Raw genomic sequence first — 22,291 nt, 5'->3', positions numbered from 1 at the left:
TATTATTGGGTGAATCTGTTCAACGGACGCTTCAGGCCCAGGTGTTCGCGCAGCGTATCGCCGTGGTACGCCCGGCGGAACAGGCCACGTTGTTGCAGGATGGGCACCACCCGATCGACGAAGTGCCCGAAGGCGTTGGGCGTACCGCCGCTGATGATGAAGCCGTCGGCGGCTTCGCCGTCGAACCAGCGTTGCAGGCCGTCCGCCACCGCTTCCGGCGTGCCGCTGAACACCGGGCGTGGCGAGGCGGCTTCCAGCGCCACCTGGCGCAGCGTGAGGTTCCGCTCGCGGGCGTTGTGCTTGATGGCGTCGGTGGTGCTGCGGAAGCTGTTTTGCCCCAGATCGCCGATGTCCGGGAAGGGGGCGTCCAACGGATGGCGGGAAAAGTCGTAATGTTCGAAGTAGCGGCCAAGGTAGTTGAGGGCGTTCTCGATGCTGACCAGGCGGGCGGTCTCCTGGTACTGACGCTCGACGTCCGCGTCGTCGTCGCCGACGATCACGCTGACGCCCTGGAAGATGCGCAGATCGTCCGGCTCGCGCCCCTGTTCCACCAGTTGCCGCTTCACGTCCTGGTAGAAATCCTGCGCCTGCTCCAGCGTGTCGTGATGGGTGAAGATCGCATCGGCGTGCTTGGCCGCCAGCCGTTTGCCGTCTTCGGAGGCGCCGGCCTGGAACAGGATCGGGCGGCCCTGCGGCGTACGGCCGATGTTCAACGGCCCCTGCACCGAGAAGAACTCCCCCTGGTGATTGAGGGTGTGCAGTTTCCCGGCGCGGAAAAATTCACCGCTGGCCTTATTGCGCACGAAGGCATCGTCTTCCCAGGAGTCCCACAGTCCTTTGGTGACGTCGAGAAACTCGCCGGCGATGCGGTAACGCAGGCTGTGCTCCGGGTGTTCGGCGCGCGAGAAGTTTTTTGCCGAACCTTCCAGCGGCGATGTCACCACGTTCCAGCCCGCGCGCCCGCCGCTCAGGTGATCGAGACTGGCGAACTGGCGGGCGACGGTGAACGGATCGCTGTAGGAGGTGGAGAGCGTGCCCACCAGGCCAATTTTGTCGGTGGCGGCGGACAGTGCGGCCAATAAGGTCAACGGCTCGAAACGGTTAAGAAAATGCGGAATGGACTTTTCGTTGATATATAAGCCATCGGCGACGAAGACGAAATCGAATTTGCCCTGTTCGGCTTTTTTCGCCGAGGCGATATTAAATTCGAGGTTGATGCTGGCGTCGGCGGTGGCGTCCGGGTGGCGCCAGGCGGACATATTTCCCGATGCGCCGTGCAGAATGGCGCCCAGCCGTAATTGCCGTTGATTATTCGCGTTGTCGCTCATCGTGATTATCCTGTCATGCGCTGAAAGGCGCGCGGTGTCTGATGCGTCCACTATTGATGAGCGCTGTCGGGATGTAAAACAACAAAACAGCATATTCAAATGTTGAAAACTGCAAATATCACGGCGAGCGAAAATAATAATCCCCGACGCGGCATCAGCGGCGTCGGAGAAATACTATTTCACGTTATTCAGGCGTTGCTGAGGGCTTTTTTCGCTGCGGTGGTTAATTGTTGCAGCGTGCGCTCCGCCAGCAGCGAAAAATAGTGGGCGGCAGGGAAGAGGGCGCGCTCATCGGGATTGAAACGCGGATGATGCAGTCCGAATTCGCTGGCGGAGCCGATGCTGACGAACGCGCCCGGCACGTGATGCAGATACAGCGCGAAATCTTCGCCGCCCATCTGCAGCTCCGCCTCTTCGACCCGGTAGCCGGCTTCGGCGGCGACGGTTTTGCTGAACGCCGCCCAATGGGCGTCGTTGATCACCGCCGGCGGCCCCGGCTGCCAGTGGAGTTCGGCCTGCGCGCCGAGCGCGGCGGCGACGCCGTCGATCACCTGGCGAATTTTATCCGGCACCTGGCGGCGCACCGCGTCGCTGTGGGTGCGCACCGTGCCTTCCAGCTCGACGGTTTGCGGCAGCACGTTCCAGGTATTGCCGCCTTCGATGCGCGTTACGCTCACCACCAGCGATTCCAGCGAGCTGAAGCTGCGGCTGGGCAGCGTCTGCAGCGCGCCGACGATCTGGCTGGCGGTGACGATGGTATCGACGCCCTGTTCCGGTTTGGCGGCGTGGGCGCCTTTGCCGGTGATGCGGATCTGGAAGCGATCGACGTTGGCGTAGAACGGTCCGGCGCGGGTGGCGAAGGTGCCGGTGGGCAGCTCCGGCGCGTTATGCAGACCAAATACCGCCGCGACGTTATCCAGCGCGCCGGCGTCGATCAGGTGCCGGGCGCCGTTGAAGGTCTCTTCCGCCGGCTGGAAGAAGATGCGCACCGTGCCGGGCAGCTCGGCCTCACGCGCTTTGAGCAGGTGCGCGGCGCCGAGCATCACCGAGGTGTGAAAGTCGTGGCCGCAGGCGTGCATCACGCCGCTGTTTTGCGAGCTGAAGGGCACGTCGGCGATTTCGTCGATTGGCAGGGCGTCGATGTCGCCGCGCAGGGCGATGATCGGCCCCTTGCCGCAGCCGATCTCCGCCACGACGCCGGTTTTCAGCGCCAACGGCAGAATACGAATGCCCGCCTCTTGCAGCCAGCGGGTCAGGCGGGCGGTGGTGGCGAATTCGTGATTGGAAAGCTCCGGGTTTTGGTGCAGTTCACGCCGATAGGCGATGATCTTGTCTGCCAACTGGCTGGTCATAGGCTTGGCTCACAGTGGGAAATAAACCCTAACCCTAGTGCAGGGGGCGCCGAAGCAAAAAGACCATCTGGTTATATTTCATAGCGATTGTGTCTGCACGGCGCGTCAACGATCGGGGGAAGGGGCAGGTTTAGGCGTTCGCGCGTTGTTTGCCGGCGCAGGGAGAGGATTGGCCTGGAACGGTAACGTATCGCAACCGGTGCAATGCATTTACACCGGGCAACACGGATTTTTTCACTCTTTATCGGATTTCTGTGATCGCGGTGGTGGACAAAATCCTGCCTGCTTGCTGTACTGTAATCGACACAGGTTTTGTGTCTTTCATTCACGTTAAAGGTAAGTTTGATGTCTAAGATTAAAGGTAGCGTTAAGTGGTTTAATGAATCCAAGGGCTTCGGTTTCATTACTCCGGAAGATGGTAGCAAGGACGTTTTCGTTCACTTCTCTGCCATCGTTAGCAACGGTTTCAAAACGCTTGCTGAAGGCCAGCGTGTAGAATTTGAAATCACGAACGGTGCCAAAGGCCCATCTGCCGCTAACGTTACTGCTATCTAAGCTGCGTAGCTGAATTTCTTAAAACCCGCTCATTGAGCGGGTTTTTTATTGGGCGCATTATGCTTCGCTGCGGCGGGCCAACAGGCTGAACAGCAGGATGGCGACGGCGTAACAGCCGACGATGGTCAGCGCCATCGACAGGCCTGAGGTGCCGCCCAGCCCGGTGAGCGGCACGGCGCAGGCGCCGAGCGCGAACATGCACACGCCGATCAAGGCCGACGCGCTGCCGGCTTTGTCCCCCTGGCTTTGCATCGCCAGCGACGAGGCGGTCGGGCCGACGATGCCGATCACCGCCACCGAGAAGAACAGCGGCACCAGCAACACGACCAACGGCGCATGCAGCGCGGCGGCCAACAACAGCAGCAGCGATGCGACGGCCGCCAGCGTTAACCCGCCCCTCAACACCCGGCGTTCCCCCCAACGTGAACTGAGACGGCTGGCCAGCTGCGCCGCAATGATCAGCCCGACGCCGTTAATGGCGAAGCACAGGCTGAACATCTGCGGGCTGAGGCCGTAGATCTGCTGCAAGACGAAAGGCGAAGCGCCGATATAGGCGAACATGCCGGCCATTACGAAGCCCTGCGTCAGGCACAGCCCCATAAAATAGCGCTGGGTCAGCAACCCGCCGAGCGACATCAGCATCGCCAGGATACCGCCCTGGCTGCGGCGCTCTACCGGCAGGGATTCGCGCAGCTTCAGCGCCGACAGGCTGAACAGCAGCACCGCGATGGCCGCCAGTACGCCGAAGATGCCGCGCCAGTTCATCACCTGCAGCATCACGCCGCCCAGCACCGGCGCGACGATCGGCGCCAGGCCGTTAACCAGCATCAGCAAGGCGAAGAAACGGGTCAGCTCATGGCCGGCGTACAGATCGCGGGCAATGGCGCGGGAAATCACCGCGCCACCGGCGCCGGCGATGCCCTGCAGCAGGCGGGCGATCAGCAACTGGTCGATGGTGGGCGCCAACGCGCACCACAGCGAAGCGCCCAGCAGCAGGATCAGCGACAGCAGCAGCGGACGCATACGGCCCAGCTTGTCGCTGTAAGGGCCGAAAATCAGCTGGCCGACGCCCAGGCCGAGCAGCCCGGCGGTCAGGCTGAGCTGCGCGGCGGCGGTGGAGGTATTCAGCTCGCCCGCCATTTCCGGCAGGGCGGGCAGATAGAGATCGGTGCACAGCGGCCCCAGCGCGGCCAACAGGCCAAGCACGACGGCGTACACCAGACGTTGTCTGGCTAAGTGTTTGGTCATGGGAGATTAAGATTTCCTGAACAGGTGAGAAATGGCCTGCTGATACAGATCGCGCAGCAGGGACGCATCGGCTTTTTGCGTGGTAAGGATCCGGTAACCGGTGCCTTCGCTCATGACGGCGATAAACTCCACCCGGGCGGCGATCTCTTCCTCGCTGAAATGGGGGTACAGCCGCTGCAGATTGTGGCACACGTGGCGAAACAGCCGCGCTTCCGCATCGCTGAGCATTTTGGCCACCACCGGGTTGCGCGTGGCCTCGGCGGTCACTTCCAGCATCAGCATGTGATCGGTTTCGCTCTCGCCCGGCTGCTGAAACAGCGTGCGCGCCGCCAACGTGCCGGCGATCAGGTTGATGTGATCGCCAAGGTTTTCCAGCCGCTGCATCTTGTTGGTGATGATGCGATTGACGATCTCTTCGATGATCGCGTCTTTATTGGCGAAATAGCGATAGATTTGCCCGACGCTAAGCTGCGAGCCCTGGGCGATCTCCGCCATGCTGGCGGCGTGGAAGCCGTGGCGGCGAAAGCTGGTTTTCGCCGCTTCGACGATCTGATCGCGGCGAGCCTGCACTTTGGCCTGTTTACTGTCGTTGGGGGGGAGCATCTGCCCGATCCTTTGCTACGCGTGAGCCGGGTTCACATTTTTGGGTGTGAACGTTCATTCTCAATTGTAGTGTAACCGACCGGAAAGACGCAAGATGAACGCGTGCTGCGATAAAAGGCGTTTAAGCGAACAGGTAGGATTTGATAAAGGCGGCGACGATCAGCACGCACAGCGCAACGGCGATCGCTTCGGCGGCGGTTTTCGGCAGGCTAAACATAGCGATTTCTCATCCAGTCAGGGGTACTGGATGAGATTATGCGCATGCAAGATTAAGGAAACATTAAGGCCTTATCGCCCGTTGACCCACATCACCAGCATAAAGGCCAGCAGCGTCATCGCCAGCGAGCCGGCCAGGTTGAGCAGCATGTTGGCCAGCGCCCAGCCGAAGCGGCCATCCTGCATCAGGTATACCACCTCCAGCGAAAAGGTGGAGAAGGTGGTCAGGCCGCCGCAGAATCCGGTGGTGATCAGTAATTTCCAGGTGGGATCCAGATGCGTCATGCGGGTGAAAATCGCCATTGCCAGGCCGATGATAAAACCGCCGATCAGATTGACCATCAGCGTACCGAGCGGAATGTGGGCGTTCAGCGGATTCATTTTCATACTTACCGCCCAGCGCAAAACGCTGCCGACGCCGCCGCCGATAAATACGGCCAGTAAAGAGCTCAACATGGGGCAACTACCTTTCAATCAGAGAAATTCACGAGGCTCGGAAAGGGACAGGCGTAACGCTACGCGCCTCTCTCCGAGAGGTTACGTAGACATCATCAGCCTGTGAAGGCGGTTAGGGAGGAATGTCATCTCCAGCGTGCCGCACGGCCTTTTTCGCCGCACCCGGTGGATGTTACACCTAATGCCGCCTATTTTGTAGTATCGACACTCTGCGAGGTAAAACGGATGGAAATCAGAACGGCGCGTCTGAGCGACCGGCACGCTATCGCTGAATTAATGACGGCGCTGGGTTATCCCGGCACCGAGGCGTTTCTGACACAGCGGATGCACCAACTTCTGGCGCACCCGGACGAGGCGTTGCTGGTGGCGGAGCAGGGCGAACAAGTGCTGGGCGTGTTGTCGTTGCATTTTCTGCCGCAGTTGGCGTTGGCCGGCGACATTGGCCGCATCAGCTATTTTTGCGTCGACGATCGGGCGCGCGGCGCGGGCGTAGGGCGGCGGTTGCTGGCGGCAGGCGAGGCGCTGGCGCACCGTCGCGGCTGCGATCGGCTGGAAGTCCATTGCCACAGCCGCCGCGAGCGGGCGCATGCGTTTTACCGGCGTGAAGGCTTTGTCGAAGCGCCGAAGTATTTTGCCAAGTTATTAAGTCAGTAAGTTACTCCCCTGGCGGCGCCGCCGTTTCCAGCCGGTTGCGGCCATTCTGCTTCGCCCGATAGAGCGCGCCGTCGGCCGCTTTCAGCCAGTCCAGATAACCGCCCAGCGCGGGGTGGAAGTTAGCGATGCCGGCGCTGATCTGCAGCCGCAGCTGCGGCGCCTCCTTGAAGCTGACCGCGTCCAGCCGCTGCTGGATGCGGCGCAGAACGATTTCCGCCTGTTCAGCACTGGTGTTCGGCAGCACTGCGCCAAACTCGTCGCCGCCGTAGCGCCCGACGATATCCACGTTGCGCATGCCGATCAGCAGCTCTTCCGCCAACGCCGCCAGGGCTTCATCTCCCAGCGGATGACCGAAGGTGTCGTTGATGGTTTTGAAGCGATCGATATCCATCAGGATCAGCGTGGCGTTGTCCTGGTAGCGGCGGCAGCTGTCGAACTGGCGATGCAGCAGGTGCTCCCAGTGGCGGCGGTTATATAAGCCGGTCAGCCCATCGCGGGTGCTGATGCGCTGCAGCTCCTGTTTCTTTTCCGCCAACCGTTTGGCGGTGCGGTAGGTCACCAGACCAAGCAGCGTCGGATAAAGGTAGATCATCGGCAGGCACAGATAGATTTGCAGCGCCGTGCTGTGCGGGTGAAACGGGAAGCCGAGCAGCGCGGCGGTGAGCATCGCCGTGGCCAGTTGAATGACCAATCCTTTCACAAACAGCGTTTTGCCGGCTGAAGCGATGTTATTCATGCTCATCATCGACAGGATGACGATGGCGGGCAGCGCGTTGAACGCCATCATCGCCGCCCAGAAGCCGCCGAAGGCGGAGTCGATCAAGAGGTTGCGGATCTCGGCTTTGAACGGATCTTTGGCGCGGCAGGCCAGGCGATAGGCGAGATGCGGCCAGAGAAAGCCGTGAAAGGCCAGCAATAGCCAGACCGCCGTGGGCGGAGCCAAGGGGTAGAGCGCGGCGCAAACGCAGATAAAGCCGAGCCCCAGACCGGCGACGCGGGGCAGATAGGTGCGTTTGGCGAAGCTGAGGCCGGATTTTCGGGCATCGAAAATGGGTGGAGCAATATACATCCGGCATCTCCCTGATAGGCATCACGGCAGAGTAGCATGCGGGTGATAAACTAAGAATAGTCTGGGATTCACGCCGCGGGGGCGCGTGGCATTCCTGCGACCGATCTCACTCTGTTACATGTTGCGGTTGTGCAAGCCGAAGGAAAGTCGCTAAATATTCGCAGGCAAGGTCAGTTTTTCTCGCTGTTCACGCAGCGTTTTATGATAAGAAGGTGAGTATGGAAGGTATCAGCATTACCAAACTTCTGGTGATTGCGGTGTTGGTGATTTTACTGTTCGGCACCAGCAAACTGCGCACGCTCGGCGCCGATCTTGGCGCGGCGCTGAAAGGCTTTAAAAAAGCCGTAGGCGACGACAGTACGCCGCCGGCCGCCGGCAACAATGCCGCCGAAAGCCAGTCCGCGCAGCAGAGCGTCGAGAAGAAAGACGTTTAATCTCGTCTGATGGCGCACAATAAAAAACGGATGCCTTGCGGACATCCGTTTTTTGGCGTTTTCGCCGTCTTTAGCGTAACAAACTATTACGCGTTATTTCACTTCCATCCCTTTGGCCTGCAGATCGGCGTGGTAAGACGAACGCACGAACGGGCCACAGGCGGCATGGGTGAAGCCCATCGCCATCGCTTCTTCTTTCATCTCGTCAAACTCGGCTGGGCTGACGTAGCGCTGCACCGGCAGGTGGTGACGGCTCGGCTGCAGGTATTGGCCCAGCGTCAGCATGGTCACGCCGTGGCGACGCAGATCGCGCATCACTTCAATGATTTCCGCGTTGGTTTCGCCCAGGCCAACCATCAGGCCGGATTTGGTCGGGATATCCGGGTGCGCTTCTTTAAAGCGCTCCAGCAGCTTCAACGACCACTCGTAGTTGGCGCCCGGGCGCACCTGGCGGTAGACGCGCGGCACGTTTTCCAGGTTGTGGTTGAACACGTCCGGCGGCGTGGCGGTGAGGATCTCCAGCGCGCGATCCATACGGCCGCGGAAGTCCGGCACCAGCGTTTCAATTTTGATGTTCGGGCTCTTGGCGCGGATGGCCGAGATGCAGTCGGCAAAGTGCTGAGCGCCGCCGTCGCGCAGATCGTCGCGGTCAACCGAGGTGATCACCACATAACGCAGCGCCATGTCGGCGATGGTTTGCGCCAGCTTTTCCGGCTCGTTGGCGTCCGGCGCGATCGGGCGGCCGTGAGCCACGTCACAGAACGGGCAGCGACGGGTGCAGATGGCGCCGAGGATCATAAAGGTGGCGGTACCGTGGTTGAAACACTCGGACAGGTTAGGGCACGAGGCTTCCTCACAGACGGAGTGCAGGCCGTTTTTACGCATCGCGGCTTTGATGCCCTGAATGCGCGTAGAGTCGGCAGGCAGTTTGATCTTCATCCACTCGGGTTTACGCAACAGCTCCTGCCGTTCGGTGACCACCGTTTTGACCGGGATCAGCGCCATTTTGTCAGCATCGCGGTATTTGACGCCGCGTTCCATCTGAATTGGTTTACTCATAATCGTGCAGGTTCCAGTTACGAAGCTCGACCGTCTGGTAGCCGAGTAAATGAACAAATTCCTGTACCAGGATTGGGTGTATGTCTTCAATGCCAACGCCGGGCGCCAGCGCGCTGACCTGCGTCATCTGCATGCCGGCGTAACCGCAAGGGTTGATGCGTTGGAAGGGGCTGAGATCCATCGCCACATTCAGGGCCAGGCCGTGGAATGAGCTGCCTTTGCGGATCCGCAAACCCAACGAACAGATTTTCTGCTCCCCCACGTACACGCCGGGCGCATCCGGACGGGCGCGCGATGCGAGGCGGAAGTGGGCGAGGGTGTTGATAACCGTATCTTCTATCGCCGTGACCAATTGGCGTACGCCGACCTTATTGCGCTTCAGATCGACCATCACGTACATCACCTGCTGGCCCGGCCCGTGGTAGGTCACCTGGCCGCCGCGATCGCTCTGGACAACCGGGATATCGCCGGGCATCAGCACGTGTTCGGCTTTGCCGGCCTGGCCCTGGGTGAATACCGGGTGATGCTGCACCAGCCACAGCTCGTCCGGCGTAGTCTCGGTACGACTGTCGGTGAAGTTATGCATGGCTTGGGATACAGGCGCGTAGGGCTGCAACCCCAGCTGACGCAAAATGATCTTGTCTGGTTGCAAAAGAGTCATCGTCAGGTTACAGAAGTGGTAAAGCCATTATACCGGGCGCTCCGGCTGGCGGCCAGCCTTTCGCTGACCAAAAATGCGCAACCCGGGAAGACGCTGCGCCATCCCGGGTTGATAAGCAGGGTTTTATGCTGGAATTACAGCACCATGCGAACAATTTCAATGTTGCCCAACTCCTCGTACAGGGTTTCGACCTGCTCGATGTGAGTGGCGTTGATGGTGATGGAGACCGAGTGGTAGTTGCCTTTGCTGCTTGGCTTAACCTGCGGGTTGTAATCGCCCGGCGCATGGCGCTGCACCACTTCAACTACCTGGTCAACCAGCTCAGGCTGCGCCAGGCCCATCACCTTGTAGGTAAACGAGCAAGGGAATTCGAGCAGTTCGTTCAGTTTAGTTTTTTGCATGTGCGTGCGCTCCAGAGTGCTAGCTAATCTATAAATTATAACTCCCGCCGGGGCGGGAGTTAATGTTATTCAGTATATGGGGGCAATTTCGCCCGTTTCAACCGTTAACCGAACCAGTGGTGGAACATCAGTTTGATGTAGTCCACGATGCGGCTGAAGAAACCACCTTCTTTCACTTCGTTCATCACCACCAACGGACGCTGGTCGATGGTTTTGCCGTCCAGCTGGAAGTTGATGCTGCCCACCACCTGGTTTTTCGCCAGCGGCGCGTGAATTTCCGGCGTGTTCAGCACATAGCTGGCCTTCAGATCTTTCATGCGGCCGCGCGGGATGGTCAGGTAGACGTCTTTATCCACGCCCAGCTCAACGCGATCGGCATCGCCGAACCAGACCGGCTCGGAGGCGAACTCTTTACCGACTTTCAGCGGCGCCACGGTTTCGAAGAAGCGGAAGCCCCAGGTCAGCAGTTTCTTGCTCTCGGCTTCGCGGCCTTTGTAGGTGCGGCCGCCCATCACGGCAGAGATCAGACGCATCTGGCCTTCGGTCGCCGAAGCCACCAGGTTGTAGCCCGCCGCGTCGGTGTGGCCGGTTTTGATGCCGTCGACGTTCAGGCTGTTATCCCACAGCAGACCGTTGCGGTTCATCTGGCGGATATTGTTGAAAGTGAACTCTTTTTCTTTGTAAATCGCGTACTCTTCCGGCACGTCGCGGATCAGCGCCTGGCCGATCAGCGCCATGTCGCGCGCCGAGCTGTACTGGCCCTGGGCATCCAGGCCGTGTACCGTCTGGAAGTGAGTGTTCTGCAGGCCCAGCTTGCTGACGTAGGTGTTCATCAGGTTGACGAACGCGTCCTGGCTGCCGGCGACGTAGTCGGCCATCGCCACGCAGGCGTCGTTACCGGACTGCAGGTTGATGCCGCGGGTCAGTTTGGATACCGGCACGCGATCGCCCGGCTTCAGGAACATCAGCGAGGAACCTTTGAACACCGGGTTGCCGGTCGCCCAGGCGTCCTGGCCGACGGTCACCAGATCGTCCTGGCCGATTTTGCCCGCTTTCAGCGCCTGGCCGATGACGTAGCTGGTCATCATTTTAGTCAGGCTGGCCGGATCGCGACGCGCATCGGCGTTCATCTCGGCCAGCACCTTGCCGGAGTTGTAATCAATCAGGATGTACGCTTCCGCATCGATCTGCGGGACACCTGGGATCATGGTTTTGATGTTAACGTCATCGGCATGTGCAACGGAGGCTGCGCTCATTGCGATAACGGTGCCGAGTGCGATGCTTTTGATTAAGCGAAAAGAAGTTACTTGTTTCATGATCGGGACTACAACATCCGTGAAAGTAAAGTTAAAAAACGAGCCACACTATAGCAGATGCGATCCCGGCAGGCATTATCCATTCATCTGACTAATTGCGGTTAGTGCCCTTTTAGCTGCAAGAAAATGTTTCAGCTAAATAACCGCTTAACAGCCGTGAATGCCCGCCGGGTTTAACGCTCAGGGTGCAGCAGTAACGAAAGACTGTTGTTGCGCTTCGCTGGCCAGGCGTTGTTGCAGTTGGGCCGCCTGCTGACGGCTGCTGAACGGGCCGAGCTGGACGCGGTAAACGTTGCCGTTGGCCGCCACTTTGCCCGGTACGCCAAACTGTTGGCTCAGGCTTTGCTGCCAGCTCTGGGCGCGCTCGGCGCTGCTCAACGCACCGACCTGCACCACGTAACCGCCGGAGGAGGAAGCGGCAGCCATGCCGGCAGCGGCAGCGCCGGCCGCGACCGGTGCGGCTACTGCGGCGGCTTCAGGCTCGGAACCTTCCAGCACCCCGGCCGGCACCGCGCTTGGCGCGCCGAGGAAACCACTGCGGCCGTTGGCGGCGTTGCCGGCGTTCGCAGGCGCGTCGTCATCGGTGCGCAGGGTGCTGTTATCAATAGGGCGCACCGCCGCGCCGCTGGCGACCGGCACGTCCTGTTGGATCGGGGTGCCCATGCCGCTGGAGCCAAGATCCGGGCGCGCCGGCAATGCGTAGCTCTGTTTCGCCACGATGGTGCCGATGGTGCCAGGGCCGCTCAGCGTGCCGTCCGGCGCCACGTTGATGAAATCGACTTTGACCTTGGTGTTGTTGGACAGGTTGAGGCGATCGGCGGCGGCTTTCGACAGATCGATGATACGGCCCTTGGTGTAAGGCCCGCGATCGTTGACGCGCACCACCAACTGACGGCCGTTGGCCAGGTTGGTGACGCGCACGTAGCTTGGGATCGGCAGCGTTGGGTGGGCCGCAGTCAGGCCATTAGGATCGAACTGCTCGCCCAGCGCGGTGGTGTTGCCGTTGGCTTCTTCGCCATACCAGGCCGCCAGGCCGGTCTGCGAGAAGTTCTGCGGATCTTTTACGATGCGGTAAGTATCGCCATTAACCTTATAATCCTGCATGTTATTAGGGTTATAGGGTTCATATTGAGGCTCGACGCCGCCGATTTCCACCACCGGGCCGTTGTACGGCTGCGGAGGGGCTTGCTGTTCCGTGGTCGGAGCGGTACAGGCGGAGAGCAACACCGCCGCGACGCCGATCCAAAGCCATTCCTTACGCATTACTCACCTCTTATAAACTTTTAGACAGCATTTTCCGATGCGTGTGGATCGACATGATGATGCCGAAACCGGCCATCAACACTATCAGCGCCGAACCCCCGTAACTGACCAGAGGCAAAGGTACGCCAACTACCGGCAAAATGCCACTGACCATACCGATGTTAACAAAGACATAAACGAACAAAATCAGCATCAAGCCGCCGACCATCACGCGGCCGAAGGTGGTTTGCGCCTTGGCGGCGATCATCAGCCCGCGAATGATCACCAGCAGGTAGAGCGCCAGCAGCACCAACACCCCGATCAGCCCCAGCTCTTCGGCCAACACGGCGAAGATAAAGTCGGTATGGCGCTCCGGCAGGAACTCCAGCTGCGACTGGGTGCCGTGCAGCCAGCCCTTGCCGGACAGGCCGCCGGAGCCGATGGCGATCTTGGATTGAATGATGTGATAACCGGCGCCGAGCGGGTCGCTTTCCGGATCGAGCAGCATCATCACACGGTCGCGTTGATAACCGTGCATCAGGAAGAACCACAGCACCGGGATAAAGGCCGCCAGCGCGACAGCGGCGACGGCGATCAGTTTCCAGCTCATGCCCGACAGAAACAGCACGAACAGGCCGGAGGCGGCGATCAGGATCGACGTGCCGAGATCCGGCTGCGCGGCCACCAGCAGCGTCGGCAGGAAGATCAGCACGAGCGCGATGGCGGTGTTTTTCAGCGAAGGCGGGCAGACATCGCGGTTCATAAAGCGCGCCACCATCAGCGGCACGGCGATCTTGGCGATTTCCGACGGCTGGAAGCGCACCACGCCGAGATCCAGCCAGCGCTGCGCGCCTTTACTGATCTGCCCGAAGGCGTCCACCAGGATCAGCAAAATCACGCAGAAAATATACAGATAGGGCGCCCAGCTTTCGTATACGCGCGGCGGGATCTGCGCCATGACGGCCATCACGATCAGCCCCATGACGATCTGCCCGATCTTGCGCTCCATCATGCCGATGTCCTGGCCACTGGCGCTCCACATCACGAAGGCGCTGTAGACCAACAGAGCCAGGATCAGCAGCAGGAACGTCGGATCGATGTGGATTTTGGTCCAGATCGAGCCTTTTTGTTGGCTTTCAGTCATGTTCTACCTTAGTCACCTTCTACGCCAGGCGGCAGCGGGGCCTCGCTTGGCAATTGCGTATTGTTGTCGCCCAGCAGAATATGGTCGAGGATCTGGCGGGTGATGGTGCCCACCGCCGGACCGGAGCCGCCGTTTTCCAGAATGATGGCGACCGACACCGTCGGGTTGTTGAACGGCGCAAAGGCGGTCATCAGCTTGTGATCGCGCAGGTGCTCCGCCAGTTTATGGGCGTTGTAGGTTTCGTAACCGAAGACCTGTGCGGTGCCCGATTTCGCCGCGGCTTTATAAGATGCGTCCGCAAAGTACTTGCGCGCCGTCCCGTTCGGACGGTTGGCCACACCGTACATGCCGTCTTTGGCGATTTCCCAGAAGCCGGAGTGAATATCGCCGATCTGCGTGTTCTCTTCCTGTTTGAACGGCACCAGCGCGCCGTTGACGCGGGTGCTCTGCAGCAGGTGCGGCGTTTTGACGGTACCGTCGTTGATCAGGGTGTTCAGCGCCTTGGCCATCTGGATCGGCGTGGCGGTCCAGTAACCCTGGCCGATGCCCACCGGAATGGTGTCGCCCTGATACCACGGTTTTTTATAGCGTTTCAGCTTCCATTCGCGCGTCGGCATCAGGCCGGAGCGCTCTTCGGCCAGATCGATGCCGGTGTACTGGCCGTAACCGAATTTGGTCAGCCAGCTCGACAGCCGATCGATCCCCATATCATAGGCGACCTGATAGAAGTAGGTATCCGCGGATTCTTCCAGCGCTTTGGTGACGTTCAGGCGGCCGTGACCCCATTTTTTCCAGTCGCGAAAGCGTTTTTCCGAGCCGGGCAGTTGCCACCAGCCGGGATCGAACACTACGGTGTTCTTGGTGATCACGCCGGCGCTGAGTGCCGACACGGCGATATAAGGTTTCACCGTTGACGCGGGCGGATAAACCCCCTGCGTGGCGCGGTTGATCAGCGGGCGATTCGGATCGTTCAGCAGACCCTGATAGTCCTTGCTGGAAATGCCGTCCACGAACAGGTTCGGATCGTAGCTCGGATTGGACACCATCGCCAGGATGGCGCCGGTGCGCGGATCGCTCACCACCACCGCGGCGCGGCTGCCAACCAGCAGCTGTTCGATATAGCGCTGCAGATCAAGATCGAGCGTCAGGTAGACGTCCTGGCCGGCGGAAGGCGGCTGCTCGTGCAATTGGCGGATCACCCGGCCGCGGTTGTTGACTTCAACCTCTTCGTAACCGGTTTTACCGTGCAGCGTGTCTTCGTAATAGCGTTCGATGCCCAGCTTGCCGATATCGTGGGTGGCGGCGTAGTTGGCCAGCTTGCCGTCTTTATCCAGACGTTCAACGTCGCGATCGTTGATCTTCGACACATAGCCGGTGACATGGGTGAGGGCGGATCCGTAAGGATAGTAGCGGCGCTGGTAGCCTTTCACTTCCACGCCGGGGAAGCGGAACTGATTGACCGCAAAGCGGGCGACCTGCACCTCGGTCAGCGCGGTTTTCACCGGAATGGAGACGAAACGGCGCGAGCGCTTGCGCTCTTTTTCGAAATTGGCGATGTCGTCGTCAGTCAGATCGACCACCGTGCGCAGCGCCTGCAGCGTGGCCTTGAGATCGTCGACCTTCTCCGGCATCAGCTCCAGCTGATAAATGGTGCGGTTGAGCGCCAGCGGGGTGCCGTTGCGATCGTAGATAATGCCGCGGCTGGGCGCGATGGGCACCAGCTTGATGCGGTTTTCGTTGGAACGGGTGCGGTAATCCTCGACGCGGACCACTTGCAGATTATACAGGTTGGCGATCAGGATGCCGGACAGCACCAGGATGACCAGGAACGCCACCAGGGCGCGGCGTACAAACAGGGCGGATTCAGCCGTATAGTCGCGAAAAGGGTTACGTTCTATTTTCATCCCGCTGCTTTATTTCACTCTGTCACGGTCACCACCGGCTATTCCCGGTGGTAAGGATGATTTGTTGTAATACTCCAGGCGCGGTAGAGGCTTTCGGCCACCAGGACGCGCACCAAAGGATGCGGCAGCGTCAACGGAGAAAGCGACCAGCTCTGCTCGGCAGCGGCTTTGCAGGCGGGCGCCAGCCCTTCCGGGCCGCCGATCAGCAAGCTGACATTGCGGCCATCCTGCTTCCAGCGCTCAAGCTGCTGCGCCAGCTGCGGCGTTTCCCACGGCGTGCCTGGGATATCCAGCGTAACGATGCGGTTGCCTTTGCCCACCGCCGCCAGCATCTGTTCGCCTTCCTTGTCCAGAATGCGCTTGATGTCGGCGTTTTTGCCGCGTTTGCCCGCTGGGATCTCGGTCAACTCAAACGGCATGTCTTTGGGAAAGCGGTGCAGGTAATCCATAAAGCCGGTTTGCACCCAGTCTGGCATTTTGGTGCCGACCGCCACCAATTGCAGTTTCACCGCTTAGCTCCAGAGTTTTTCCAGCTCGTACAGGCGACGGCTCTCTTCCTGCATCACGTGCACGATCACTTCGCCCAGATCGACCACGATCCAGTCGGAGGCTTCCTGGCCTTTCATGCCGTACAGCTCCATGCCCGCGGCGCGGGATTCCTGCACCACGTGGCTGGCGATCGACATCACGTGGCGCGTTGAGGTGCCGGTGCAGATGATCATGCAATCGGTGATGCTGGATTTGCCCTGGACGTCCAGAGCGACAATGTCTTGGCCTTTCAGATCATCGATTTTATCGATGACGAAATCTTGGAGCGCTTTACCTTGCAAAGGTTCCCCCTCGGGTGTGTTCTGTTCAGTCGGCTGCGGCGGGCAAAATGCGCGCGCCGCGGCGTAACCGGATAATAGTTTCGGCAGGCTGCCGCTGAAAGCCAGCTAACTGGTGACTGCCCGGCCAGCTAAGGTTTCCGGGGTTTTCAGCGGATACCTGAAAAATAGCGGCGCAGTATATCACGCACCTTTCACTAGCGATATAAACCCTGCAACTCGATATAGCGCTGCACCGGGCGCGGCAGCAGGTCGTCGCAGTTGAGGCCCTGATGGCGGCGCTGGCGGATCTCGGTGGCGGAAATTTCCAGCTCCGGCGTATCGGCCAGATAGATATGGCCGTGCGGGCGACGGCTGAGCAGCGCCGGGTCGGCGGTGCGATGGCGTTCCAGCCACTGCTGCAGTTCCGGCGTGTCCATGCGATCGTTATAGCCCGGGCGCGCCAGCACCAGCAGGTGGCAGACGTCCAACAGCGCCTGCCAGCGGTGCCACTTATGCAGCGTCAGCAGCGAGTCCTGGCCAATAATAAACGCCAGCGGCTGGGCGGCGCCACGCTCTTTACGAATCGTTTCCAACGTCTCGATGGTGTAGGAGGGCGTGGTGCGGTGCAGTTCGCGATCGTCGACCGCAAACAGCGGGTTGCCGGCGATCGCCAGCTCGACCATCTTCAGGCGCTGTTGCGCATTGGCCTCCGGCTGCGGGCGGTGCGGCGGCACATGGTTAGGCAGCAGCGTGACGCGATTCAGGCCCACTTCGGCGGCCAGCGCCTCCACCGGCCGCAGGTGGCCGTAGTGGATCGGATCAAAGGTGCCGCCGAACAGCGCGTGCAAAACGGTGGGGTGTTCCGGGTTAGTGGGCATCGCTAAAACTCGTGGCCAGGGGTTTGCCGCACAGCAGCATCGACAGGGTTTCCAGTTCCGGCCAGACCGACTGGCCATAGTCCTGCTTGAGGGTCAGCTCGATTTGCGTCAGCAGCTGTACCGCCTGCTGCAGCTGGGGGCCGGACAGGCGTTGCAACGCCTGGGTCACCAACGGGCGGCGGTTCTGCCAGACCTTGTGCTGATCGAACAGCGAGCGCAGCGGCGCGGAAGCCATGCGGCGCTGCAGCGTCAGCAACAGCAGCAGTTCGCGCTGCAGGGTGCGCAGCAGGATCACCGGCTCCACGTCCTCTTGCTGCAACTGCTGCAAAATATGCCAGGCGCGCTTGCTCTTACCGGCCAGCAGGGCATCCAGCCAGTGGAACGGCGTGAAGTGGGCGGCGTCGTTCACCGCCTGCTCGACGCGCGGCAGGGTGAGCTTGCCGTCCGGGTGCAGCAGCGACAGCCGCTCCAGCGCCTGCGACAGCGCCAGCAGGTTGCCTTCGTAGCAGTAGCACAGCAGCTGATTGGCCGCGTCGTCCAACTCCAGTTTCATCGACTTGGCGCGCGCGGCGACCCAGCGCGGCAGCTGCGCCTGTTCAGGCGTCTGGCAACTGACGAGAGCGCCGTGTGGGCTGAGCGCCTTGAACCAGGCGCTGTTTTCCTGCGCTTTGGTGAGGCGCGGGCCGCGCAGGATCAGCAGAATATCCTCGTGCAGCAGCGTGGCAAGCTTGGTCAGCTGTTCGCCGATCGGCGCCGTCGGGCCGTTTTCCGGGAAGATCAGCAGCAGCGTCTGGCGGCTGGCGAACAGGCTCATCGCCTGGCAGATGCCGAAGATGGCGTCCCAGTCGGTATGGGCGTCGAGGGAAATGCTGTAGTGCTCGCTGAACTGCTGCTGTTGCGCGGCCTGCCGGAGTAAATCCTGGCTCTCCTGCAGCAGCAGCGGTTCATTGCCGCTCAATAAATAACAAGCGCGCAGCCCCTCACGGAGCTGCGCGGCAAGTTGTTCCGGATAAATACGGATCATTGTGCGGTTTGGCTTGCCGCTCGTTCGCCGGCGGCAGCGGCTTTCTGCCGGTTTTCTTCTTCCGCCGCATGCACGGTCAGCAGTTTACGCACCAGTTGCTGCGCCGCCTGCTCACGCATTTCCTGGCGAATGATCTCCTGCTCGGAGTCCTTGGCCAGCGCGGTCAGCGGGTTGTCGAAGAACGAACGGAACACTTTCACCGACAGCGGATACAGGTCGTGGCCCGGGAGCAGCACCTGCGCCTGCACGGTCAGCACCAGCTGGTACTCGGCGGTTTTACCGTCCTGGAAGATCGAGGCGGTATCCTGGCTTTCCGTCGCGCCGAGGATGCGCAGAGAAGGCACGTCTTTACGCTTCGGATCGCTGACGATGGTCACGGCGTTCAAACGCAGCTGCTCACGCACCGCGCGCGTCAATGGCCCGTAAGGATCCGAACTGTCCAGGATCAGCGTTTTCATTTCATTAGGCACCTGCGTGGTGCCACGCAGGTGAAAACCGCAGCCGGCGGTGACCAGCACCGCCAACCCCAGCAACAGCGTCAGAATACGTTGTCGCACAACTCCTCCTTGTGTTAACCCACAACCAGGTTAAGCAGTTTGCCCGGAACGTAAATCACTTTGCGAATCGTGACGCCGTCCAGATATTTAGCCACCAGATGCTCTTCGGCAGCGCGCGCGCGCACTTGCTCTTCGGTCGCATCGGCAGATACGGTGATTTTAGCGCGAACCTTGCCGTTCACTTGCACCACCACCAGCTTGGAGTCCTCGACCATCGCCTGTTCGTCGGCAACCGGCCATGGCGCGGTGTCCACGTCGCCTTCGCCACCCAGCGCCTGCCACAGGGTGAAGCACACGTGAGGGGTGAACGGATACAGCATGCGCACCACGGCCAGCAGCGCTTCTTGCAGCAGCGCGCGATCCTGCTCGCTCTCCTGCGGCGCGCGGGCCAGCTTGTTCATCAGCTCCATCACGGCGGCGATTGCGGTGTTGAAGGTCTGACGGCGGCCGATATCGTCGGTCACCTTGGCGATGGTTTTGTGCAGATCGCGGCGCAGCGCTTTCTGATCTTCGTTCAGCGACGCCACGTTCAGCGGCTGTACCGCGCCTTTTTCCACGTGATCATAGGCCAGTTTCCACACGCGTTTCAGGAAGCGGTTAGCCCCTTCCACGCCGGATTCCTGCCACTCCAGCGTCATTTCTGCCGGTGAAGCGAACATCATGAACAGACGCACGGTGTCCGCGCCGTATTTTTCCACCATCTCCTGCGGGTCGATGCCGTTGTTTTTCGACTTCGACATTTTGCTCATGCCAGCATAGACCAGTTCACGGCCTTGCGGATCCGTAGCCTTGATGATGCGGCCCTTGTCGTCGCGCTCGACGGTGGCGTCAACCGGGGATACCCAGACGCGCTCGCCGCTGTTGCCGGTGTAGTAGAAGGCGTCGGCCAGCACCATGCCCTGACACAGCAGGCGCTTGGCCGGCTCATCGGAATCCACCAGGCCCGCATCGCGCATCAGCTTGTGGAAGAAGCGGAAGTACATCAGGTGCATGATGGCGTGTTCGATGCCGCCGATATATTGATCGACCGGCAGCCAGTAGTTGGCGGCGGCCGGATCCAGCATGCCCTGGTCATACTGCGGGCAGGTGTAGCGTGCGTAGTACCAGGAGGACTCCATAAAGGTGTCGAAGGTGTCGGTTTCGCGCAGCGCCGGCTGGCCGTCGACGGTGGTTTTCGCCCACTCAGGGTCGGCCTTGATCGGGCTGGTGATGCCGTCCATGACCACGTCTTCCGGCAGGATCACCGGCAGCTGGTCTTCCGGCGTCGGCATTACGGTGCCGTCTTCCAGCGTCACCATCGGGATTGGCGCGCCCCAGTAACGCTGGCGGGAGACACCCCAGTCGCGCAGACGGTAGTTAACCTTACGCTGGCCTACGCCCTTGGCGACCAGTTTGTCGGCGATGGCGTTGAAGCCCGCTTCATTGTCCAGACCGTCGAACTCGCCGGAGTTGAACAGCGCGCCTTTGTCGGTCATCGCTTCGGCGCTCACGTCAGGCTGGCTGCCGTCGAGGTTCAGGATCACCGGTTTGATCGGCAAATCATATTTGGTGGCGAATTCCCAGTCGCGCTGGTCGTGCGCCGGTACTGCCATCACGGCGCCGGTGCCGTATTCCATCAGCACGAAGTTGGCGACCCACACCGGCAGCTTCTCGCCGCTCAGCGGGTGGACCACGAACAGGCCGGTCGGCATGCCTTTCTTCTCCATCGTCGCCATTTCTGCTTCGGCCACTTTGGTGTTGCGGCATTCGTCGATGAACTCGGTCAGCGCCGGGTTGTTGCGCGCGCCCTGTTGCGCCAGCGGGTGGCCCGCGGCGACCGCCACGTAGGTGGCGCCCATGAAGGTGTCCGGGCGGGTGGTGTAAACCGTCAGCTTCTCTTCGCTGTCCGCCACGTCGAAGGTGATTTCCACGCCTTCGGAGCGGCCAATCCAGTTGCGCTGCATGGTTTTCACCTGCTCCGGCCAGCTTTCAAGCGTGTCCAGATCGTTCAGCAGCTGATCGGCGTAAGCGGTGATTTTGATGAACCACTGCGGGATCTCTTTACGCTCGACCTTGGTGTCGCAGCGCCAGCAGCAGCCATCGATAACCTGTTCGTTGGCCAGCACGGTCAGATCGTGCGGACACCAGTTCACCGCCGAAGTCTTCTTGTAGACCAGGCCTTTTTCATACAGCTTGGTGAAGAACCACTGTTCCCAGCGATAGTATTCCGGCTGGCAGGTGGCGATTTCGCGATCCCAGTCGTAGCCGAAGCCCAGCAGTTTCAGCTGGTTCTTCATGTATTCGATGTTGTCGTAGGTCCACGGGGCCGGCGCGGTGTTGTTTTTCACCGCTGCGCCTTCCGCCGGCAGGCCGAACGCATCCCAGCCGATCGGCTGCAGTACGTTTTTGCCCAGCATGCGCTGATAGCGCGAGATCACGTCGCCGATAGTGTAGTTACGAACGTGGCCCATGTGCAGTCGGCCGGACGGGTAAGGCAGCATGGATAGGCAGTAGTACTTTTCCTTGCTGTCGTCTTCGGTAACTTTGAAAGTCTGCTTCTCTTGCCAGTGAAGCTGTACGTTCGATTCTATGTCTTCTGGACGGTATTGCTCTTGCATGGCGGCCGGTGGTCCTGTAGGTGTAAACCGTTGCCCCGGTCAGAGGCAACGCAATGAACATTTAGTATTCGTAGATCCGCATAGCATAGCTGATAAGACCTCCCGGCAACAACTCCAAGCGCCTGACTCGGCGCATTTAAAAAAAACGCCGTCATGACGCGGCTCACAACCTGCGGATCCCGCGTCTTGCCAAGTGACATCAGTCATTTACGGCTAAAATAAGAACAAGTAGCTTAGGGGGGATCCCTACAGCCAAGTCCGGCGCAGCGTTTATTGAGGAGAGTCTATGAACAAGGTTGCTCAGTATTACCGCGAATTGGTGGCATCGCTGAGCGAACGCCTGAAAAACGGCGAACGCGATATCGATGAACTGGTGGCCAGCGCGGAGCGGCGCTTGAACGAGGCCGAAGATTTGACCCGCGACGAAGTGCGGCAGGTGACGCAGGCGGTGCGGCGCGATCTGGAGGAGTTCGCTCGCAGCTATCAGGAGAGCCGGGACGAGTTTACCGACAGCGTGTTTATGCGCGTGATCAAAGAGAGCCTGTGGCAGGAACTGGCGGATATCACCGACAAAACCCAACTGGAGTGGCGCGAGGTGTTCAAGGATGTCAGCCACCACGGCGTTTACCACAGCGGTGAAGTGGTGGGGCTGGGCAATCTGGTGTGCGAGCAGTGTCACTACCATTTGGCGTTTTACACGCCGGAGGTGCTGCCGCTCTGCCCGAAATGCGGTCACGACCAGTTCCAGCGCCGGCCGTTTGAACCTTGATGACGTTCCCCGCCA

The 22,291-nt window shown here is 60.3% G+C and carries 23 protein-coding genes and 1 riboswitch; of the genes, 4 read left to right on the top strand and 19 right to left on the bottom strand.

Features of this window, described 5'->3' with window-relative positions:
• Positions 1 to 2: 2 nt before the first annotated feature.
• Entirely contained in the window at positions 3 to 1,328 is a 1,326-nt protein-coding gene (locus tag AC2CGQ_RS19480) for an LLM class flavin-dependent oxidoreductase (protein ID WP_172574535.1), read from the bottom strand.
• A 188-nt stretch (positions 1,329 to 1,516) separates the two neighbouring features.
• Positions 1,517 to 2,680, bottom strand: coding sequence for a M20 peptidase aminoacylase family protein (locus AC2CGQ_RS19475; RefSeq protein WP_033633940.1), 1,164 nt, complete (start codon positions 2,678 to 2,680; stop codon positions 1,517 to 1,519).
• A gap of 345 nt (positions 2,681 to 3,025) precedes the next feature.
• Between AC2CGQ_RS19475 and cspE the strand changes: the two genes are divergently transcribed.
• On the top strand, positions 3,026 to 3,235 hold the full coding sequence (cspE, locus tag AC2CGQ_RS19470; RefSeq protein WP_004940030.1) for a transcription antiterminator/RNA stability regulator CspE: 210 nt from the start codon (positions 3,026 to 3,028) through the stop codon (positions 3,233 to 3,235).
• A gap of 57 nt (positions 3,236 to 3,292) precedes the next feature.
• Here cspE and AC2CGQ_RS19465 read toward each other — a convergent pair whose 3' ends face one another.
• From AC2CGQ_RS19465 to crcB, 3 genes are all read right to left on the bottom strand, one after another.
• Entirely contained in the window at positions 3,293 to 4,483 is a 1,191-nt protein-coding gene (locus tag AC2CGQ_RS19465) for a multidrug effflux MFS transporter (RefSeq protein WP_021504628.1), read from the bottom strand.
• A 6-nt stretch (positions 4,484 to 4,489) separates the two neighbouring features.
• Positions 4,490 to 5,086, bottom strand: a complete 597-nt coding sequence (locus AC2CGQ_RS19460) for a TetR/AcrR family transcriptional regulator (RefSeq protein ID WP_033633938.1) — start codon at positions 5,084 to 5,086, stop codon at positions 4,490 to 4,492.
• Between the two features lie 288 nt (positions 5,087 to 5,374).
• Positions 5,375 to 5,758 carry a fluoride efflux transporter CrcB gene (crcB, locus tag AC2CGQ_RS19455; protein ID WP_004940022.1) on the bottom strand — a complete coding sequence of 128 codons (384 nt, stop codon included), beginning with the start codon at positions 5,756 to 5,758 and terminating at the stop codon, positions 5,375 to 5,377.
• A 79-nt stretch (positions 5,759 to 5,837) separates the two neighbouring features.
• Positions 5,838 to 5,900, bottom strand: a riboswitch (Fluoride riboswitch).
• An 83-nt stretch (positions 5,901 to 5,983) separates the two neighbouring features.
• Here crcB and AC2CGQ_RS19450 point away from each other — a divergent pair.
• On the top strand, positions 5,984 to 6,412 hold the full coding sequence (locus tag AC2CGQ_RS19450) for a GNAT family N-acetyltransferase (protein ID WP_049278950.1): 429 nt from the start codon (positions 5,984 to 5,986) through the stop codon (positions 6,410 to 6,412).
• A 1-nt stretch (position 6,413) separates the two neighbouring features.
• Here AC2CGQ_RS19450 and AC2CGQ_RS19445 read toward each other — a convergent pair whose 3' ends face one another.
• On the bottom strand, positions 6,414 to 7,481 hold the full coding sequence (locus tag AC2CGQ_RS19445; protein ID WP_033633936.1) for a diguanylate cyclase: 1,068 nt from the start codon (positions 7,479 to 7,481) through the stop codon (positions 6,414 to 6,416).
• Between the two features lie 218 nt (positions 7,482 to 7,699).
• Between AC2CGQ_RS19445 and tatA the strand changes: the two genes are divergently transcribed.
• Positions 7,700 to 7,915 (top strand): Sec-independent protein translocase subunit TatA, encoded by a 216-nt coding sequence (tatA, locus tag AC2CGQ_RS19440; RefSeq protein WP_004940019.1) that lies wholly within the window; start codon positions 7,700 to 7,702, stop codon positions 7,913 to 7,915.
• A 93-nt stretch (positions 7,916 to 8,008) separates the two neighbouring features.
• Here tatA and lipA read toward each other — a convergent pair whose 3' ends face one another.
• The 13 genes from lipA to leuS all read right to left on the bottom strand — a co-directional run bounded on the left by lipA (position 8,009) and on the right by leuS (position 21,507).
• Positions 8,009 to 8,974, bottom strand: a complete 966-nt coding sequence (gene lipA / locus AC2CGQ_RS19435) for a lipoyl synthase (protein WP_004940018.1) — start codon at positions 8,972 to 8,974, stop codon at positions 8,009 to 8,011.
• Entirely contained in the window at positions 8,967 to 9,635 is a 669-nt protein-coding gene (lipB, locus tag AC2CGQ_RS19430; RefSeq protein WP_015376934.1) for a lipoyl(octanoyl) transferase LipB, read from the bottom strand. Before lipB ends, lipA begins: the two co-directional genes overlap by 8 nt.
• Before the next feature lie 134 nt (positions 9,636 to 9,769).
• Positions 9,770 to 10,036: a DUF493 family protein YbeD gene (gene ybeD / locus AC2CGQ_RS19425; RefSeq protein ID WP_004940012.1), complete on the bottom strand. Its 267-nt coding sequence runs from the start codon at positions 10,034 to 10,036 to the stop codon at positions 9,770 to 9,772.
• 104 nt (positions 10,037 to 10,140) lie between these two features.
• Complete coding sequence (gene dacA / locus AC2CGQ_RS19420; protein ID WP_004940010.1) at positions 10,141 to 11,352, bottom strand: D-alanyl-D-alanine carboxypeptidase DacA; 1,212 nt, start codon at positions 11,350 to 11,352, stop codon at positions 10,141 to 10,143.
• Positions 11,353 to 11,532: 180 nt separating this feature from the next.
• The gene (gene rlpA / locus AC2CGQ_RS19415; RefSeq protein WP_166444935.1) at positions 11,533 to 12,615 is read right to left on the bottom strand and encodes an endolytic peptidoglycan transglycosylase RlpA; all 1,083 of its coding nucleotides are present in this window, start codon (positions 12,613 to 12,615) and stop codon (positions 11,533 to 11,535) included.
• Between the two features lie 10 nt (positions 12,616 to 12,625).
• The gene (mrdB, locus tag AC2CGQ_RS19410; RefSeq protein ID WP_004940006.1) at positions 12,626 to 13,738 is read right to left on the bottom strand and encodes a peptidoglycan glycosyltransferase MrdB; all 1,113 of its coding nucleotides are present in this window, start codon (positions 13,736 to 13,738) and stop codon (positions 12,626 to 12,628) included.
• A gap of 8 nt (positions 13,739 to 13,746) precedes the next feature.
• Positions 13,747 to 15,642, bottom strand: a complete 1,896-nt coding sequence (gene mrdA / locus AC2CGQ_RS19405) for a peptidoglycan DD-transpeptidase MrdA (RefSeq protein ID WP_015376936.1) — start codon at positions 15,640 to 15,642, stop codon at positions 13,747 to 13,749.
• A 38-nt stretch (positions 15,643 to 15,680) separates the two neighbouring features.
• On the bottom strand, positions 15,681 to 16,151 hold the full coding sequence (gene rlmH / locus AC2CGQ_RS19400) for a 23S rRNA (pseudouridine(1915)-N(3))-methyltransferase RlmH (RefSeq protein WP_004940002.1): 471 nt from the start codon (positions 16,149 to 16,151) through the stop codon (positions 15,681 to 15,683).
• Between the two features lie 3 nt (positions 16,152 to 16,154).
• Positions 16,155 to 16,472, bottom strand: a complete 318-nt coding sequence (gene rsfS / locus AC2CGQ_RS19395; RefSeq protein ID WP_015376937.1) for a ribosome silencing factor — start codon at positions 16,470 to 16,472, stop codon at positions 16,155 to 16,157.
• A 194-nt stretch (positions 16,473 to 16,666) separates the two neighbouring features.
• Positions 16,667 to 17,329, bottom strand: a complete 663-nt coding sequence (gene nadD / locus AC2CGQ_RS19390) for a nicotinate-nucleotide adenylyltransferase (protein WP_015376938.1) — start codon at positions 17,327 to 17,329, stop codon at positions 16,667 to 16,669.
• The gene (gene holA, locus AC2CGQ_RS19385; protein ID WP_033633934.1) at positions 17,319 to 18,353 is read right to left on the bottom strand and encodes a DNA polymerase III subunit delta; all 1,035 of its coding nucleotides are present in this window, start codon (positions 18,351 to 18,353) and stop codon (positions 17,319 to 17,321) included. The genes nadD and holA overlap by 11 nt, the downstream gene beginning before the upstream one ends.
• Complete coding sequence (lptE, locus tag AC2CGQ_RS19380; RefSeq protein ID WP_049188482.1) at positions 18,350 to 18,910, bottom strand: LPS assembly lipoprotein LptE; 561 nt, start codon at positions 18,908 to 18,910, stop codon at positions 18,350 to 18,352. Before lptE ends, holA begins: the two co-directional genes overlap by 4 nt.
• A gap of 14 nt (positions 18,911 to 18,924) precedes the next feature.
• Entirely contained in the window at positions 18,925 to 21,507 is a 2,583-nt protein-coding gene (leuS, locus tag AC2CGQ_RS19375; RefSeq protein WP_031299996.1) for a leucine--tRNA ligase, read from the bottom strand.
• Between the two features lie 286 nt (positions 21,508 to 21,793).
• On the opposite strand from leuS, the gene AC2CGQ_RS19370 reads away from it, so the two are divergent.
• Entirely contained in the window at positions 21,794 to 22,276 is a 483-nt protein-coding gene (locus AC2CGQ_RS19370) for a zinc ribbon-containing protein (protein ID WP_004939988.1), read from the top strand.
• The last annotated feature ends 15 nt before the right edge of the window (positions 22,277 to 22,291 follow it).

This window comes from Serratia sp. DFXYC6 (assembly GCF_057196085.1).
The sequence above is the reverse complement of the archived record's forward strand: the minus strand, read 5'-3'. Positions and strand labels throughout refer to the sequence as shown.

What these genes read in the sequence shown, in the direction of transcription:
- leuS (WP_031299996.1), bottom strand. Translation starts at nt 21,507, where the DNA reads ATGCAAGAGCAATACCGTCCAGAAGACATAGAATCGAACGTACAGCTT.
- lipA (WP_004940018.1), bottom strand. Translation starts at nt 8,974, where the DNA reads ATGAGTAAACCAATTCAGATGGAACGCGGCGTCAAATACCGCGATGCT.
- rlpA (WP_166444935.1), bottom strand. Translation starts at nt 12,615, where the DNA reads ATGCGTAAGGAATGGCTTTGGATCGGCGTCGCGGCGGTGTTGCTCTCC.
- cspE (WP_004940030.1), top strand. Translation starts at nt 3,026, where the DNA reads ATGTCTAAGATTAAAGGTAGCGTTAAGTGGTTTAATGAATCCAAGGGC.
- mrdA (WP_015376936.1), bottom strand. Translation starts at nt 15,642, where the DNA reads ATGAAAATAGAACGTAACCCTTTTCGCGACTATACGGCTGAATCCGCC.
- tatA (WP_004940019.1), top strand. Translation starts at nt 7,700, where the DNA reads ATGGAAGGTATCAGCATTACCAAACTTCTGGTGATTGCGGTGTTGGTG.
- holA (WP_033633934.1), bottom strand. Translation starts at nt 18,353, where the DNA reads ATGATCCGTATTTATCCGGAACAACTTGCCGCGCAGCTCCGTGAGGGG.
- mrdB (WP_004940006.1), bottom strand. Translation starts at nt 13,738, where the DNA reads ATGACTGAAAGCCAACAAAAAGGCTCGATCTGGACCAAAATCCACATC.
- AC2CGQ_RS19465 (WP_021504628.1), bottom strand. Translation starts at nt 4,483, where the DNA reads ATGACCAAACACTTAGCCAGACAACGTCTGGTGTACGCCGTCGTGCTT.
- AC2CGQ_RS19475 (WP_033633940.1), bottom strand. Translation starts at nt 2,680, where the DNA reads ATGACCAGCCAGTTGGCAGACAAGATCATCGCCTATCGGCGTGAACTG.
- nadD (WP_015376938.1), bottom strand. Translation starts at nt 17,329, where the DNA reads ATGCCCACTAACCCGGAACACCCCACCGTTTTGCACGCGCTGTTCGGC.
- ybeD (WP_004940012.1), bottom strand. Translation starts at nt 10,036, where the DNA reads ATGCAAAAAACTAAACTGAACGAACTGCTCGAATTCCCTTGCTCGTTT.
- AC2CGQ_RS19460 (WP_033633938.1), bottom strand. Translation starts at nt 5,086, where the DNA reads ATGCTCCCCCCCAACGACAGTAAACAGGCCAAAGTGCAGGCTCGCCGC.
- lipB (WP_015376934.1), bottom strand. Translation starts at nt 9,635, where the DNA reads ATGACTCTTTTGCAACCAGACAAGATCATTTTGCGTCAGCTGGGGTTG.
- AC2CGQ_RS19370 (WP_004939988.1), top strand. Translation starts at nt 21,794, where the DNA reads ATGAACAAGGTTGCTCAGTATTACCGCGAATTGGTGGCATCGCTGAGC.
- AC2CGQ_RS19445 (WP_033633936.1), bottom strand. Translation starts at nt 7,481, where the DNA reads ATGTATATTGCTCCACCCATTTTCGATGCCCGAAAATCCGGCCTCAGC.
- AC2CGQ_RS19450 (WP_049278950.1), top strand. Translation starts at nt 5,984, where the DNA reads ATGGAAATCAGAACGGCGCGTCTGAGCGACCGGCACGCTATCGCTGAA.
- crcB (WP_004940022.1), bottom strand. Translation starts at nt 5,758, where the DNA reads ATGTTGAGCTCTTTACTGGCCGTATTTATCGGCGGCGGCGTCGGCAGC.
- dacA (WP_004940010.1), bottom strand. Translation starts at nt 11,352, where the DNA reads ATGAAACAAGTAACTTCTTTTCGCTTAATCAAAAGCATCGCACTCGGC.
- AC2CGQ_RS19480 (WP_172574535.1), bottom strand. Translation starts at nt 1,328, where the DNA reads ATGAGCGACAACGCGAATAATCAACGGCAATTACGGCTGGGCGCCATT.